Source organism: Chryseobacterium sp. SNU WT5 (assembly GCF_007362475.1).
Lineage (GTDB): Bacteria > Bacteroidota > Bacteroidia > Flavobacteriales > Weeksellaceae > Kaistella.
In genome coordinates this window covers 1243989-1256697 of the sequence record NZ_CP041687.1, presented here as the reverse complement: position 1 = coordinate 1256697, position 12709 = coordinate 1243989, and the positions used below count along the sequence as shown (strand labels likewise).

13 protein-coding genes are annotated in these 12709 nt (G+C 35.7%); 4 read left to right on the top strand and 9 right to left on the bottom strand.

What is annotated here, in order from left to right:
- Positions 1-90: 90 nt before the first annotated feature.
- From FNJ88_RS05990 to FNJ88_RS05970, 5 genes are all read right to left on the bottom strand, one after another.
- Complete coding sequence (locus FNJ88_RS05990; RefSeq protein WP_143852316.1) at positions 91-996, bottom strand: DUF4835 family protein; 906 nt, start codon at positions 994-996, stop codon at positions 91-93.
- A 37-nt stretch (positions 997-1033) separates the two neighbouring features.
- Positions 1034-2230, bottom strand: a complete 1197-nt coding sequence (gene coaBC, locus FNJ88_RS05985) for a bifunctional phosphopantothenoylcysteine decarboxylase/phosphopantothenate--cysteine ligase CoaBC (RefSeq protein WP_143852315.1) — start codon at positions 2228-2230, stop codon at positions 1034-1036.
- A 137-nt stretch (positions 2231-2367) separates the two neighbouring features.
- Complete coding sequence (locus tag FNJ88_RS05980) at positions 2368-2691, bottom strand: DNA-directed RNA polymerase subunit omega (RefSeq protein WP_143852314.1); 324 nt, start codon at positions 2689-2691, stop codon at positions 2368-2370.
- A gap of 116 nt (positions 2692-2807) precedes the next feature.
- A complete protein-coding gene (locus FNJ88_RS05975; RefSeq protein ID WP_143852313.1) occupies positions 2808-3707 on the bottom strand; it encodes an outer membrane protein assembly factor BamD in 900 nt (299 codons plus the stop codon).
- Positions 3708-3808: 101 nt separating this feature from the next.
- Positions 3809-4435 carry a TetR/AcrR family transcriptional regulator gene (locus FNJ88_RS05970; protein WP_143852312.1) on the bottom strand — a complete coding sequence of 209 codons (627 nt, stop codon included), beginning with the start codon at positions 4433-4435 and terminating at the stop codon, positions 3809-3811.
- Between the two features lie 94 nt (positions 4436-4529).
- Between FNJ88_RS05970 and FNJ88_RS05965 the strand changes: the two genes are divergently transcribed.
- The 4 genes from FNJ88_RS05965 (at position 4530) to FNJ88_RS05950 (ending at position 6973) form a co-directional block, all read left to right on the top strand.
- Positions 4530-5159 (top strand): TatD family hydrolase, encoded by a 630-nt coding sequence (locus tag FNJ88_RS05965; RefSeq protein ID WP_143852311.1) that lies wholly within the window; start codon positions 4530-4532, stop codon positions 5157-5159.
- Between the two features lies 1 nt (position 5160).
- Entirely contained in the window at positions 5161-5889 is a 729-nt protein-coding gene (locus tag FNJ88_RS05960) for a ThiF family adenylyltransferase (RefSeq protein ID WP_143852310.1), read from the top strand.
- Positions 5882-6262, top strand: a complete 381-nt coding sequence (gene rnpA, locus FNJ88_RS05955) for a ribonuclease P protein component (RefSeq protein ID WP_143852309.1) — start codon at positions 5882-5884, stop codon at positions 6260-6262. The genes FNJ88_RS05960 and rnpA overlap by 8 nt, the downstream gene beginning before the upstream one ends.
- 63 nt (positions 6263-6325) lie before the next feature.
- On the top strand, positions 6326-6973 hold the full coding sequence (locus tag FNJ88_RS05950; protein ID WP_143852308.1) for a DUF4126 domain-containing protein: 648 nt from the start codon (positions 6326-6328) through the stop codon (positions 6971-6973).
- A 129-nt stretch (positions 6974-7102) separates the two neighbouring features.
- On the opposite strand, the gene FNJ88_RS05945 is transcribed toward FNJ88_RS05950, so the two are convergent.
- From FNJ88_RS05945 to miaB, 4 genes are all read right to left on the bottom strand, one after another.
- The gene (locus tag FNJ88_RS05945; protein ID WP_143852307.1) at positions 7103-9112 is read right to left on the bottom strand and encodes a hypothetical protein; all 2010 of its coding nucleotides are present in this window, start codon (positions 9110-9112) and stop codon (positions 7103-7105) included.
- 1 nt (position 9113) lies between these two features.
- Positions 9114-9665 carry an LptE family protein gene (locus FNJ88_RS05940; RefSeq protein ID WP_143852306.1) on the bottom strand — a complete coding sequence of 184 codons (552 nt, stop codon included), beginning with the start codon at positions 9663-9665 and terminating at the stop codon, positions 9114-9116.
- Positions 9665-10939 carry a sigma-54 interaction domain-containing protein gene (locus FNJ88_RS05935; protein WP_143852305.1) on the bottom strand — a complete coding sequence of 425 codons (1275 nt, stop codon included), beginning with the start codon at positions 10937-10939 and terminating at the stop codon, positions 9665-9667. The genes FNJ88_RS05940 and FNJ88_RS05935 overlap by 1 nt, the downstream gene beginning before the upstream one ends.
- A gap of 77 nt (positions 10940-11016) precedes the next feature.
- A complete protein-coding gene (gene miaB / locus FNJ88_RS05930) occupies positions 11017-12450 on the bottom strand; it encodes a tRNA (N6-isopentenyl adenosine(37)-C2)-methylthiotransferase MiaB (RefSeq protein ID WP_143852304.1) in 1434 nt (477 codons plus the stop codon).
- Between the last annotated feature and the right edge of the window lie 259 nt (positions 12451-12709).

Sequence of the window (12709 nt, the reverse complement as noted above, 5' to 3'; positions counted from 1 at the left end):
CTGCAAATTTAAGACATTAAAAGAGATTCTGCGAATAAATGAACGTGGATGCTAAACTTTGCGCATGAATACCTTAATCTCGAAAACTATTTACTTCCACTTATTCCATTTGGAGTCGATATCCTTCGGTGAAAGAATGGTAAATAATGCTTTTAGATCTGCCATATTAACATTTGCATTATTACCTGTATTGAAGATGTCAAATATTTCCTGTTTTTTGGTATCGATGAATACATTTACAGGATAATTCATCTGGAAATTATTTTCATATTCTTTCAGTTGGATCAATGCATCGTAAACGATTCGCTTACCAGAACTCTGGTCCTGATTCCCAAGATTATCTAAACCCGCACGATGGTAGCTGTAGTAAATGTTTCTTAGAATGGTCTGTTCGGGTTTTAACAGATTATCAATTAAGGCGGCTCTTGTTCTTGGTCCTTCTATTAGAGACCAGCCGGAAAAGTTTTGATTCTGAGAGTTGTTAGAAATTTTCTGCGCTTTCTCAAACCATTCCTGCCCACCTTTTGCTTTGAAACTATCGCCATCATAACCTAAAATTGTGTAAACATAAAAGCTGATAACATCAATTAAATTTTTACCTGAAAATTGTCGCTCGTTAAAAACAAGATTTTCGTTTTCGGTATAGTCAAAAGCAAAATTGGTATCATTGAGATTCAATAGTGGCGTTTCGTAAGTGGTGTTGAAAACCGGACGAACAGCTTGTACCACGATGCTGGCTTTAAAACTGTTACTGCCACTTCTTTCATTGATGATAATCGCGAAATTACATTTGATCTTCTCAAAATTCTGCAATTTCTTTCCTGTCCAACTGGTATTGTTGATGAAATCCCTTAGATTCTTTTCTAACGTCTTAAATACCTGAGTATTACTTCCGCCTAATTGCTCGGCGTTAACTTGCACATTTGCAATAAGTTCTTGCGCAAAACTGATTTGAAAAGAAAGGAGTATAATAAAAAGAGTGAAAAATTTCTTCATTGTTGCATTAAAAATTGAAAACGGGAATTTAGACATATTATTTCAAAATCTGTTCTTCAACAAAATTTAAAATATCCTTCGCAACTTCTTTTTTAGATTTTAAAGAGAATTCGTTTAAAGTTGATTCGGTGATGATCTTAATTTTATTGGTAGCTCCTTTGAAACCAGCACCTTCATCTTTCAATGAATTGAGTACAATCATGTCGAGATTTTTCTTGTGCAGCTTTCCTTTCGCATTTTCTTCTTCGTTTTGAGTCTCCAGCGCAAAACCAACAAGAAATTGTGTGGTTTTCCTTTCACCCATTGTTTTCAGAATGTCGGGATTTTTAACTAATTCTATAGTTAAAGAATCATCATTCTTTTTGATTTTTTCTTTTGCAATTACTTTCGGAGCGTAATCTGCAACAGCAGCGCTGGCAATTGCAATATCTGCATCATGATAATGTTCAAAGACTTTATCAAACATTTCTTTTGCGGAGGTAACACGGTAAATTTCTATGTTGGAATGCTGTATTTTCTCAGAACTGGGACCTGATATAAGAATCACTTTGGCACCTCGGTTGGCAGCTTCTTCCGCTATTGAAAAGCCCATTTTACCCGAAGAGTGATTTCCGATAAATCGAACCGGATCAATCGCTTCATAAGTTGGTCCGGCCGTAATGAGTACGGTTTTGTTCTCTAATGTTTTATTGGTTTGAAAGAAATCTGCTATTTTTCTTGCAATCGTTTCTGGTTCAGCCATTCGTCCTTGACCAGATAAACCACTTGCCAGTTCACCATCTTCAGCAGGAATGATATGATGTCCGAAGTCTTCTGCTAATTCTAAGTTTTGTTTGGTAGAAGGATGTTGATACATATCCAAATCCATTGCAGGCGCAATAAATACAGGGCATTTTGCAGACATATAAGTTGCAAGAACTAAATTGTCACAAGTCCCGTGGACCATTTTCGATAAGGTATTTGCGGTGCAAGGTGCAAGTATCATAACATCTGCCCAGAGTGCAAATTCTACATGATTGTTCCATGTTCCGTTTTCAGAATAAAAGTCGCTGTAAACTGGATTTTTGGAAAGGGTAGATAGCGTTAGTTTAGAAACAAACTGTTCCGCGGAAGGCGTCATTAAAACTTGAACTTCAGCACCTTTTTTGATAAGATCTCTGATGAGGTAATTAATTTTGTAGGCAGCAATTCCGCCAGAAATGCAGAGTAGTACTTTCTTATCCTGAAGTTTCATTGAGGTAATTTTAAAGTGAAACGAATTTACTTAAATTTTAATTAATGAAGATGGTGTTTCACTAATTACGCTATTTAAATAAAAAAGTCACGAACCAGTTGTTTCGCGACTTTTATAATAATTAAAGAAATAAATAATTAGTTTCTTTCGTCTGTTTTTCTATAGTAGATCTCTTCATCTAACCATTCTTGAATTGCAATTGAAGTTGGTTTTGGAAGTTTTTCGTAATGCTTAGAAATTTCAATTTGTTCTTTATTTTCGAAAACTTCTTCAAGAGTTGAATTGTGCACCGCAAATTCGTCTAGTTTATTATGAAGTTCAGAACGAATTTCAGCATTGATCTGCTCTGCTCTCTTTCCCATTACCACGATCGCTTCATAGATAGAACCTACATTCTCTTCAATTTTATCTCTATCGTAAGTTATAGTACTTAATTCGGCTTTAGAATCTTTTACGCTCATTTTCAGTTGGTTGTTATATTTGGAATTTGCAAATGTAGTGATTATCTTTTAATTTCAAAAGTCACTGTTGGTGGAAATATTGCTAGATAAGAGATGTACCGCGACATCATGTAGCTTTATTTCTCTGCACTTTCTTTCTCTTTTTCCAAATTGATTTTTGCTTCCGCTTCTTTTTGTTTTTCTCTAATCTCTTTGTTACGAGCTTCGACTTTTTTCTCAAGCTCCAGAAAGCTTTCTTTTTCTTTGGCTAATTTACCTCGAAGATCGACAGCAGTCTTGCTTAGATCAGTTCCCGGCATTTCTTTTTCAATCTGTTTTGTAAAAGCCAAAGCACTTTCAATACGGTCTTTCTTCAATTGATATTGTGAGTTTACAGCTAATTCATATTTAGATTGTAGAATATAATCATAGATTTTCGTACGTAATTTTGTACTTGGGAAGTCGTTCAGAACATTTTCAAAAGAAGTAGTTGCTGCTTTGTATTCGGCCATCTTATAATATTGTTTCGCGTTCTCATACGCTTTAAATTCTAACTTATAAGTTAATTCATCAATCAGTTCGTTGATGTTTTTTGCGCGGTCAGAATTGGGGTAGCTATTAAGAAAGTTTTGCAATTCATTAATCGCTAATTCTGTACTTGTCTGGTCTAAGTTGTAATCCATACTACCTTCGTAGTAGCAAAGAGCCGACAGGTAAGATGCTTCCTCAGTTCGCGGATCTTGTGGAAATGTTACTGCAAAATTCTTAAACTGATGGCCGGCTAACTTGTAGTTTTTATCATAATAGTTCGCATAGGCAGAATTGTATACCACATTTGGGGCATCATCTGTTCCAGCAACTAAATTAGAAAGTCTTTCGTACAGGGCCAAAGCGTCTTTCCACTTTTTCTTTTCAAATTTTTCGTTCGCAACTTTTAGGATATAATCTTTATCCGCACTTTTCAATGCCAAATCCTGTTGTCTGTTGCAGGCAGATAATGCAAAGAATGCAAGAGCAATTATTAAATACTTTTTCATAAATATAATATTGCAGAAATTTTTGAATTTCCGCGGTTCAGTGTGCAAAAATATAACTTTTTTGTCAATAGATTTTTTTTTATGATAATTTAACTATTTATTTAATCAGTTTGATAACCAATTAACGAGAAAACTGTTACTAATAGGTTTGCCATAATTTTTTTCTCCGCTTCTTCCAAGTAATTTTCTTCTTGACCAGACACATATAATTCGTAAAAATTTTTATTTCTGATCACGAAAAGAGAGGAGCCTACAATTAAGGTAAGAATATCTTCTGGTTTCGGAGCGTTTGTAAATACTCCAGAAGTAACTCCTTTTTTAATTACGTCGTCAATTTTGGAAGTGAAAGTGGTATAAAACTCCAGTAGATCTTCTTTTAAATGTTCCGTGTGCCGTAATTCCTGTGTTACAAAACCGTGGAAATAATTGAACTTGAAAAGTTGTGTTACGACATACTTAACCAGTTCTTTCATCTGCATCTCTGGTTTGCCCTCCCGGATCACTTCTGCAAATTCCGCAAAACTCTCTCTGGTTTTTTGCACGCGATACCGATAAAGGTACGACATCATCTTTTCTTTTGATCCAAAGTAATAGGAGATCATTGCAACATTAATGTTCGCATTCGAAGAAATATCTCTTACTGAGGTTCCTTCAAACCCTTTCTTTGCGATCAATTTCTCCGCAACATTTAAAATGTGGATTTGTTTTTCAGTAAATTTCTTCTTCATACAGGAATAGTTTGAAGTAAAGTTAAGAAAAATTTAACACAATTTGAAACAAACGTTTAACGACGGTTTTTGACTTTTTTACCTATTTTTGAGAATGACTTTTTTTGATTTTCACCATCATCAATTAACGAAGCATTCGGGGATTTATAATCTTCATTTGAACCAAACACCACCAGACGGTTGTTATTCTGCAGGGATTCATCCTGCTTTAAGTGAGGGTATTACCGAACTGCAATTTGAGTGGTTATCGGAGGTCACTCAACTTTCGAGGTGTTTAGCAATCGGGGAATGCGGTTTAGATGGTTTGAGTAAAATTGAAGATGAAGTACAGGAAAAAATATTTAAGTGGCAGATTGAACTGGCCAATGAAAGAAACAAACCTTTAATTATTCATTGTGTTCGAAGGTTTTCGCAGTTGCTTCATTTTAAAAAGATGGCAAAGGTTCCAATGGTGATTCACGGCTATAACAAAAGAAAATCCATTGGTGTAGAATTACAAAAACATGATTTTTATTTAAGTTTTGGAAAATCCGTTTTGCAAAATGTAAATTTGCAGGAATTTGTAAAAGATTTTCCCTGCGAAAAATTATTTCTAGAGACCGATGATTCTGATATTGATCTTCAATTAATTTATCAAAAAGTAGCAGATTTGAAAAATATAAAAATAGAAAATCTCATTAAACAAATTGAAGAAAATCTAAAAATTTTTAATATTCCCCTTTAAAATGAATAACGACTGGCTCGAAAGAACAGAATTGCTGATTAAGGAAAGCGGCTTACATAAACTGCAAAAAGCAAATCTTTTAGTGGTAGGTTTAGGTGGTGTTGGCTCCTTCGCTGCCGAATTTTTAGCGAGAGCAGGAGTTGGTAAAATGACTATTGTTGATGGAGATACGGTTGACATGACCAACATCAACCGACAGTTGCCAGCCTTAAATTCTACGATTGGAAAACCGAAAGTTGAATTGGTAGGCGAACGGCTTTTAGATATAAATCCAAATTTGGATCTAACAGAAATTAATCAATTTCTCCATCCTGAGGATATGGAAGCTATTTTTGAAAATCAAACGTTCAATTATGTTCTGGATTGTATTGATAGTGTTTCGCCAAAAGTTAATCTTATTTTGAGCGCCAGAAGGCGAAAAGTGAAAATCGTAAGCTGTATGGGAGCTGGTGGGAAAATGGACCCCGCCAAAGTGTTGGTTCGCGATATTCACAAAACGCAAAGTTGCCATCTTGCCAAACAAGTTAGAAAACGCTTGAAGAAGGAAAATATAGATAAAGGCGTACGTTGTGTTTTTTCTTCTGAAATTCAGGATGAAGAAAGTTTAAAATTAACAGATGGAACGAATTTTAAAAGATCTTTTTATGGTACGATCAGTTATATACCAGCGATCTTTGGTTTGTATGCTGCTGCGGAAGTCATTAATTATTTAATAAAAAAAGATGAGTGATTTCAAATTTCCGAGAGAAGAAAAACTGAAACATAAGAAAGAAATAGGTCTTCTTTTCGAAAAAGGGAAATGGAAGACTTGTGAGAATATTAGAATTATTACGCTTAATTTAGATAAAAAACCACAAGAAGATTTTACTTTTGACAACCAAAAGGTTGGAGTTTCTGTGTCTAAAAAGCATTTTAAAAAAGCCCACGATCGTAACAGAATTAAGAGATTGTTGCGGGAATGCTATCGATTAAATAAAGACCTGTTTGTTAGTAAGTTTGGCTCAAATTCGTTGTCTATGGTCTTTTGGATTTCCAGTAAAGAACCTGAACATTTCAAGATCGTAGAAGAAAATTTCTTAAAGCTTTGTGAATCAGTTAAATAAATTACGTAAAATTTCAATGCTTTTTGTAAATTTGAATTATAAATTATTTTAGATTAAAAAAAGATGCTGGATACTATACCGTATTTACCTTATCTACTCAGTGCCTTTATGGGCATTGGTTTAGCTGCTGCAACAGGATTTCGGGTTTTCTTACCTATGTTTGCCGTGAGTCTTGCATCTTATCTAGGATGGATTCCCATGAATGAAAGTTTTCAGTGGTTAGCAGGCTTGCCGGTTTTGATCACTACTGCAATTGCTACGATTGTTGAGATTATGGCGTATTACATTCCATTTATTGATCATCTTTTAGATACAATTTCAGTACCGCTTGCAACGGTTGCCGGTTCCGTAATGTTCGCTAGTCAATTTGCAGATATGGGAACTTTTCCACAATGGGCTTTGGCTTTGATTGCAGGAGGAGGAACAGCCGCAGCGATCAGTTCTGGTTTTGCCGGAACACGGGTTGCGTCTACAGCTACTACAGGAGGACTGGGCAACTCGGTTGTGGCAACAACTGAAACTGCTGGTGCAGGGATTATGTCGTTTCTTGCGTTAGCAGCTCCGGTCATCGCCTTTATTGCTACGATCATTTTAGTTGTGATTGTATTGATATTAGGAAAAAAGCTCTGGCGGAAATTTAGAAACATTAAAACAGATCGGAGCGCAAAAATTATTAAGGTTCAAGCGGTTGATCGAAAAGATATAGAATGAAAGAAAGCCTTCACCGTATTCAGTTCACCCTTTGATATTGAAATGTTTGGGCATCATTCTCGGATAGGAGATCATCAGAAAACAATAAGAAAAGCCGTTTCATTTGGTTATGAAACGGCTTTATTTTTTTTACTTATTTTGGCGCAATTCTTTAATTTCCTTTATTTTCTCTTCGAAATATGCTTTCTTTTTTGGATGTTTTTTCGAAAGAATTACGAAGGCTTTAATTGCCTTGGCGTATAGTTTTTGCTCTATATACAGATTTGCTAGCGTCTCAGTCATCAAATGCGAAATGTCATCATTTTTTTCTTTGATCACGAAATCTGACTCATCTTTTAATTTGGAGATCCGAGGTTCTTTTTCGATAAAATTTTCAATGACTTTATTCTTGATCTCTGTGATCGAGATCTCTAATTTTTCTTTTGTCTGACCTTCTGTGCGATTAATTTTCAACCAATTTTGCCAAGTATTTATAAAAGTAGGAACATTGCTATTGACGAGCTCTTCAACCTTAGATTTCTCTGCGGTTATTTTATGATTTTGGTTTTCCTCTTCACTTAAAGGAGATACATTTTCCGAAAAGAAAGAAACATTAAAAGCAGTTCTTTCCATCGATTGAGTTTCTTGGTTTTTGTTAGCTTCAGTTTCTGCCTTTTTTCCAGTCTCGATAATTCCAGTTGAAATTTCTTCTTTTTTTACTGGAATTTCTTGATTCTTTTTTGAAATAAGAGCATCCGGCGTGTTCGCTGAAAAGGACATCGGTTTCCATGCCGATTTTGCTTCTTTTACAACTGAATCAATACTTGCTGCTGCTTGCTGTTCCTTTATGGGAGATTTTTCTTCTTGAATTTGTTCTTTCTTCTGTTGAGTGCCCTTAACTATAAGTTCTTCTATTCTATCAGTTGGTTTGTCTTCTTTCTTAATGTCAAAACTTTGAGTTTCACCAAAATTAACATCTGCATTTGCAGGAATCTGATCATCTTCATTAGAATTGGTAGTCGGTTTTTTTGCAGCTTTTACTTTGGCCTCTACTTCGGCAATTAAGCGTTTCATTTCCTCCTCATGTTTGTTCACTGAAGGTTTTGGAGCTTCCTGAATTTCCGACTTTTCAGCGTTTACAGTAATTTTCACCTCTGGTAAGAATTCATCCATTGCGTGAAAGCTTAGTTCAGAGGAATCTTCAACAACTGGTTGTTCTTCGGAAATATTTTCTTCTACTACAATTTCTTCTTTGCTAAAGTTTTCAGCATCAGCGGATTCAGTGAATTTTTGCTTTTCCTCGTTTTCTGTCTTTTTTTCCTCGTTATCAAGTTCTACTTTTGGTAGTAACTCTTCTACTTCATGAAAGCTTACATTTTCAGCCTTTTTTATGACCTGTTTATCCTCTTCAATTTCTTCTTCTTTAACAATTTTTTCAGGACTAAAGTTTTCTACAACGGGCATTTCAGAAAACTCATTATCGTTATCTGTATTCGTGATTTTCGAGTTTTCTTCCCTATTTACCTCTGGTAAATTAATTTCAGGTGTCTGTTCAACTTTAGATTGATCTTCTATACCAGGATTTTCTTTAATGATCTCTTCTTTAAGTATATTTTCAGCTTCAGAATCAATAGATAAGTTTTGTACTTCTTCTGTATTGGCTGCAGATGTATTTACCTGATCCGGTTTTTGAGTTACCAGTTGTCCAGACTCAATGGTAGATTCCAAATCTATACTGTCTGGTTCTCTGTCCAGAAAGTCTTCTTCTCCTTCAAAAAGTATTCGGTTTAATTCTCCATTAATGAAAACGGGTGTTGGAGCTTCAATCGGATTCGATTTAATTTCGCAAAACTTATCTTCTGGTTCTTTTGTCGGCTCTGGTTGTTTAGCTTCTACTTCTGGAGCGGTTTCTACCGGCGTTGTTTTTTCTTCAACTGAATTAATGAGTTGATACAGTATTTTTTTATCAGTCGTATAAGCTGCAGTTATAGAAAGTTCGTTTGAGTAATTCTCGGGCTTTAACCGATGGGTTCCCAGTAAGTGCAAAGCACGTAAGCTTTGGATATAGGGGTGCTTCTGAATCTCACTATTCAGTAATTCCAAATCGTTGATTTGAAATAATGCTGGGTTTCTTGCTAGTTCTAAAATTCTTCCGTTCATCTTACCAATTGGCTACAATATCATTAAAAATTTTATTGATAATTCTCTCATTCACCAATTTAACTTGTGAAGTTTCGATGGTGTTAATATCTAAATCGCTACTGAAAACAGCCTCATCAGAATATACTCTGTCAAAACTTTTTTCTGGCTCTATTGAATTTTCATAGTGTACCTTGACTGTAATGGTCAGTTTATTTTGAGCTGCCTGAATGTTTCCGCCTGGTGCGTTCACCGAAGATGAAATAGTTGTGGGCGTAATTGCATAGTCTGTGATCTCACCCTCAATTAAAATATGAGGTTTTTCGGTAGTTCCTTTTAAATTGGCTCTCTGCAAGAACCTGTTTTGAATATCAGTCGAAAATTGCTGAGCCAAATTAGGGTTCATCAATGCCGAATTATTAGGAAAATCCTTGATCTGAATAGTTTCATACCGACTGTCTAAATTGACATTCGTAAAAGAATAGCATCCCGTGAACAGTAAAAAAAGAGCGAAAAAAGAAAGTATTTTCAGACTATTCTTGATTTCGGAATTTTCGCGCTGAAATTTCTTCATTAGTCTTCTAAATTATATTGTTTTATTTTTCTGTAAAGTGTTCTTTGGGAAATCCCCAATTCATCCGCCGCTTTATTTCTTCTCCCTTTGTGCTTATCTAAAGCTTTTACAATTAGTTCTCTTTCATTGTTTTGTAAGGAAAGAGAATCTGCTTTTGTTTCTTCAATTTCAATATCTTCTACATCATCATATTCTTCGTCGTTTTTGGAAATAATGGTAGGATTTTGATATTGGTTTTGATTTTCAAAATAGAGCATCGAGTTTGGATTCTGAGTTGAAGCATCCGGCGTGAAAACGCGGTTCATCAGATTTTTTTCTTGATGGCTAAAATCGGCGTTTCCTCTGTTTTTAATCAATTCCGAAGTTAGTGATTTTAAATCATTGAGGTCATTTCTCATGTCAAACAGGATTTTGTACATGATTTCTCTTTCAGAATTAAATTCGTTCGATGAGATACCACCTCCTTTCTGAATCACTGCCGGGAGCTTTGATTGCATGGGAATGTACTCGGCTAATTTTACCGAGTTTATACTTCGGTCCTGTTCTACAACAGTCATTTGTTCAACCAGATTTCGCAACTGCCGAACGTTCCCTGGGAACGCATAATTTTCTAAATAGTTAACTGCATCGTCACTTAAAACCAATTCTGGCATTCTGTATTTTTCTGCAAAATCAATTGCAAACTTTCTAAAGAGCAAATGAATATCTCCTTTTCTTTCCCGCAATGCCGGCATGTCGATTTGTACCGTGTTCAATCGATAATACAAATCTTCACGAAATCTTCCATCATTAATGGCACTCATCATATTGACATTGGTTGCTGCAACGATCCGAACATTTGTTTTTTGAACTTGTGAAGAGCCAACTTTCATAAATTCGCCACTTTCTAAAACTCTAAGCAATCGCACTTGCGTTTGCAAAGGCAGTTCACCCACTTCATCTAAAAAGATCGTTCCGCCATCTGCAACTTCGAAATATCCTTTTCGAGTAGAAGTTGCACCGGTAAAGGCTCCCTTTTCGTGGCCAAATAATTCTGAGTCTATGGTTCCTTCGGGGATTGCACCACAGTTTACAACGATATAGGGTTGATGTTTTCTTCGGGACTCACCATGGATTATTTTGGGGATAAATTCTTTTCCCACACCACTTTCTCCCATCACCAAAACAGAGATATCTGTTGGTGCTACCTGAATTGCTTTCTGCAAAGCACGGTTTAGCACCGGATAATTTCCGATAATTCCGAAGCGTGTCTTTATGGATTGTAAATCTGTCATTTTTTCTTGGTATAATGTGCATTTTAAAAAGCACAGTGAATATCAATTTTTTTCGAAAAATTTGATGTAAATATTGGCTACACTGTTCTCGCTAAAAGTGTTCCCTGCGTATTTCCATGAACGAAAACGGTCACAAGATCACCTAATTTCTGACCCTCGAGTTTATCAAAAACACAAACAGCATTTTGGGAATTACGCCCTTTCCACTGGTTTTCATTCTTTCTGGAAGTTCCTTCAATTAAAACTTCGTGATTTCTGCCCACATAACCCTGCATTCTTTTTCGGGAAAGTTCGCCTTGTAAAGCGATGACTTCCGCCAATCTTCTTTGTTTAACATCAGCTGGAATATCATCTTCCATTCTTTTTTCTGCGGGAGTTCCTGGTCTTTCAGAATAAGAGAACATATAACCATAGTCGTACTCTACTTCTCGCATTAAGCTTAATGTTAACTGGTGATCTTCTTCTGTTTCTCCACAAAATCCGATGATCATATCCTGTGAAAAAGAAACTTCAGGAATGAGTTCTTTTGCTTTATTAATTAAAGTCAAATATTCTGCACGGGTATGCTGGCGGTTCATTTTTTCCAACATTCTATCACTTCCACTTTGTACCGGGAGGTGAACGTATTTGCAGATATTATCATATTTGGCCATCACTTTGAATACTTCGGTACTCATATCGTGAGGGTTGGAGGTGGAGAATCTGATTCTCATTTTGGGAACTGCAATTGCAACCATTTCCATCAACTGAGCGAAATTTACCGCTGTTAACTGTTGCATTTCAGTTGCTTTTTTAAAGTCTTTTTTAGCACCTCCACCAAACCATAAATAAGAATCTACGTTTTGACCAAGAAGGGTAATTTCTCTGTAGCCATTGTTCCAAAGATCTTCGCACTCTTTAATAATAGAATGTGGATCGCGGCTGCGCTCACGACCTCGAGTAAATGGCACCACGCAAAATGTACACATATTATCGCAACCTCTGGTGATTGTTACAAAAGCTGTAACTCCATTTCCACCTAAACGAACAGGATTAATATCTGCGTAAGTTTCATCTTTCGATAAAATAACGTTGATGGCATCTCGGCCTCCTTCTGTTTCTTTTAATAGATTGGGTAAATCTCTGTATGCATCCGGTCCAACAACCAGATCAACTAACTGTTCTTCTTCTAAAAATTTAGTTTTCAAACGTTCGGCCATGCAACCCAGAACGCCGACGGTTAAATTTGGTTTTTCTTTCTTCAGATTTTTGAATTGTGCAAGTCGCATTCTTACCGTTTGTTCTGCTTTTTCTCGGATCGAGCAGGTATTTAATAGAATTAAATCTGCTTCTTCCGGTAGTAAAGTAGTATTGTAACCTTGTTCATTAAGAATTGAAGCAACAATCTCAGAATCAGAGAAATTCATTTGGCAACCATAACTTTCTAAAAATAATTTTTTAGAGTTTTCGGGTTTTTCGGCGATGCCAAACGCTTCGCCTTGTTTCGTTTCGTCTATATATTTTTCTTGCACCTTGATAAAATTTTAGATTTTGAATTTTAGATTTAAAAAACAAAATGGGAATGCAAAGATACAAATTCCTATGACAGAATGGCAGTGATCGGAATAAAAACGTGAGTGGGTTTCTGGATGACGTTTAAAGAATTTCTGTTATGGTAGCATAAAGAAGAATCTTTCTCTAATCAAGATCGAAGGGGTATCTATCTGTGAAACAACGTGACCGAAATATAAATCGGATAATAGTTTCTGAAGGTTTATTTTTGTAGACCCC

Excerpts from the sequence above, each read along its gene's own strand:
- FNJ88_RS05990 (WP_143852316.1), bottom strand. The coding sequence starts at position 996 with ATGAAGAAATTTTTCACTCTTTTTATTATACTCCTTTCTTTTCAAATC.
- coaBC (WP_143852315.1), bottom strand. The coding sequence starts at position 2,230 with ATGAAACTTCAGGATAAGAAAGTACTACTCTGCATTTCTGGCGGAATT.
- FNJ88_RS05980 (WP_143852314.1), bottom strand. The coding sequence starts at position 2,691 with ATGAGCGTAAAAGATTCTAAAGCCGAATTAAGTACTATAACTTACGAT.
- FNJ88_RS05975 (WP_143852313.1), bottom strand. The coding sequence starts at position 3,707 with ATGAAAAAGTATTTAATAATTGCTCTTGCATTCTTTGCATTATCTGCC.
- FNJ88_RS05970 (WP_143852312.1), bottom strand. The coding sequence starts at position 4,435 with ATGAAGAAGAAATTTACTGAAAAACAAATCCACATTTTAAATGTTGCG.
- FNJ88_RS05965 (WP_143852311.1), top strand. The coding sequence starts at position 4,530 with ATGACTTTTTTTGATTTTCACCATCATCAATTAACGAAGCATTCGGGG.
- FNJ88_RS05960 (WP_143852310.1), top strand. The coding sequence starts at position 5,161 with ATGAATAACGACTGGCTCGAAAGAACAGAATTGCTGATTAAGGAAAGC.
- rnpA (WP_143852309.1), top strand. The coding sequence starts at position 5,882 with ATGAGTGATTTCAAATTTCCGAGAGAAGAAAAACTGAAACATAAGAAA.
- FNJ88_RS05950 (WP_143852308.1), top strand. The coding sequence starts at position 6,326 with ATGCTGGATACTATACCGTATTTACCTTATCTACTCAGTGCCTTTATG.
- FNJ88_RS05945 (WP_143852307.1), bottom strand. The coding sequence starts at position 9,112 with ATGAACGGAAGAATTTTAGAACTAGCAAGAAACCCAGCATTATTTCAA.
- FNJ88_RS05940 (WP_143852306.1), bottom strand. The coding sequence starts at position 9,665 with ATGAAGAAATTTCAGCGCGAAAATTCCGAAATCAAGAATAGTCTGAAA.
- FNJ88_RS05935 (WP_143852305.1), bottom strand. The coding sequence starts at position 10,939 with ATGACAGATTTACAATCCATAAAGACACGCTTCGGAATTATCGGAAAT.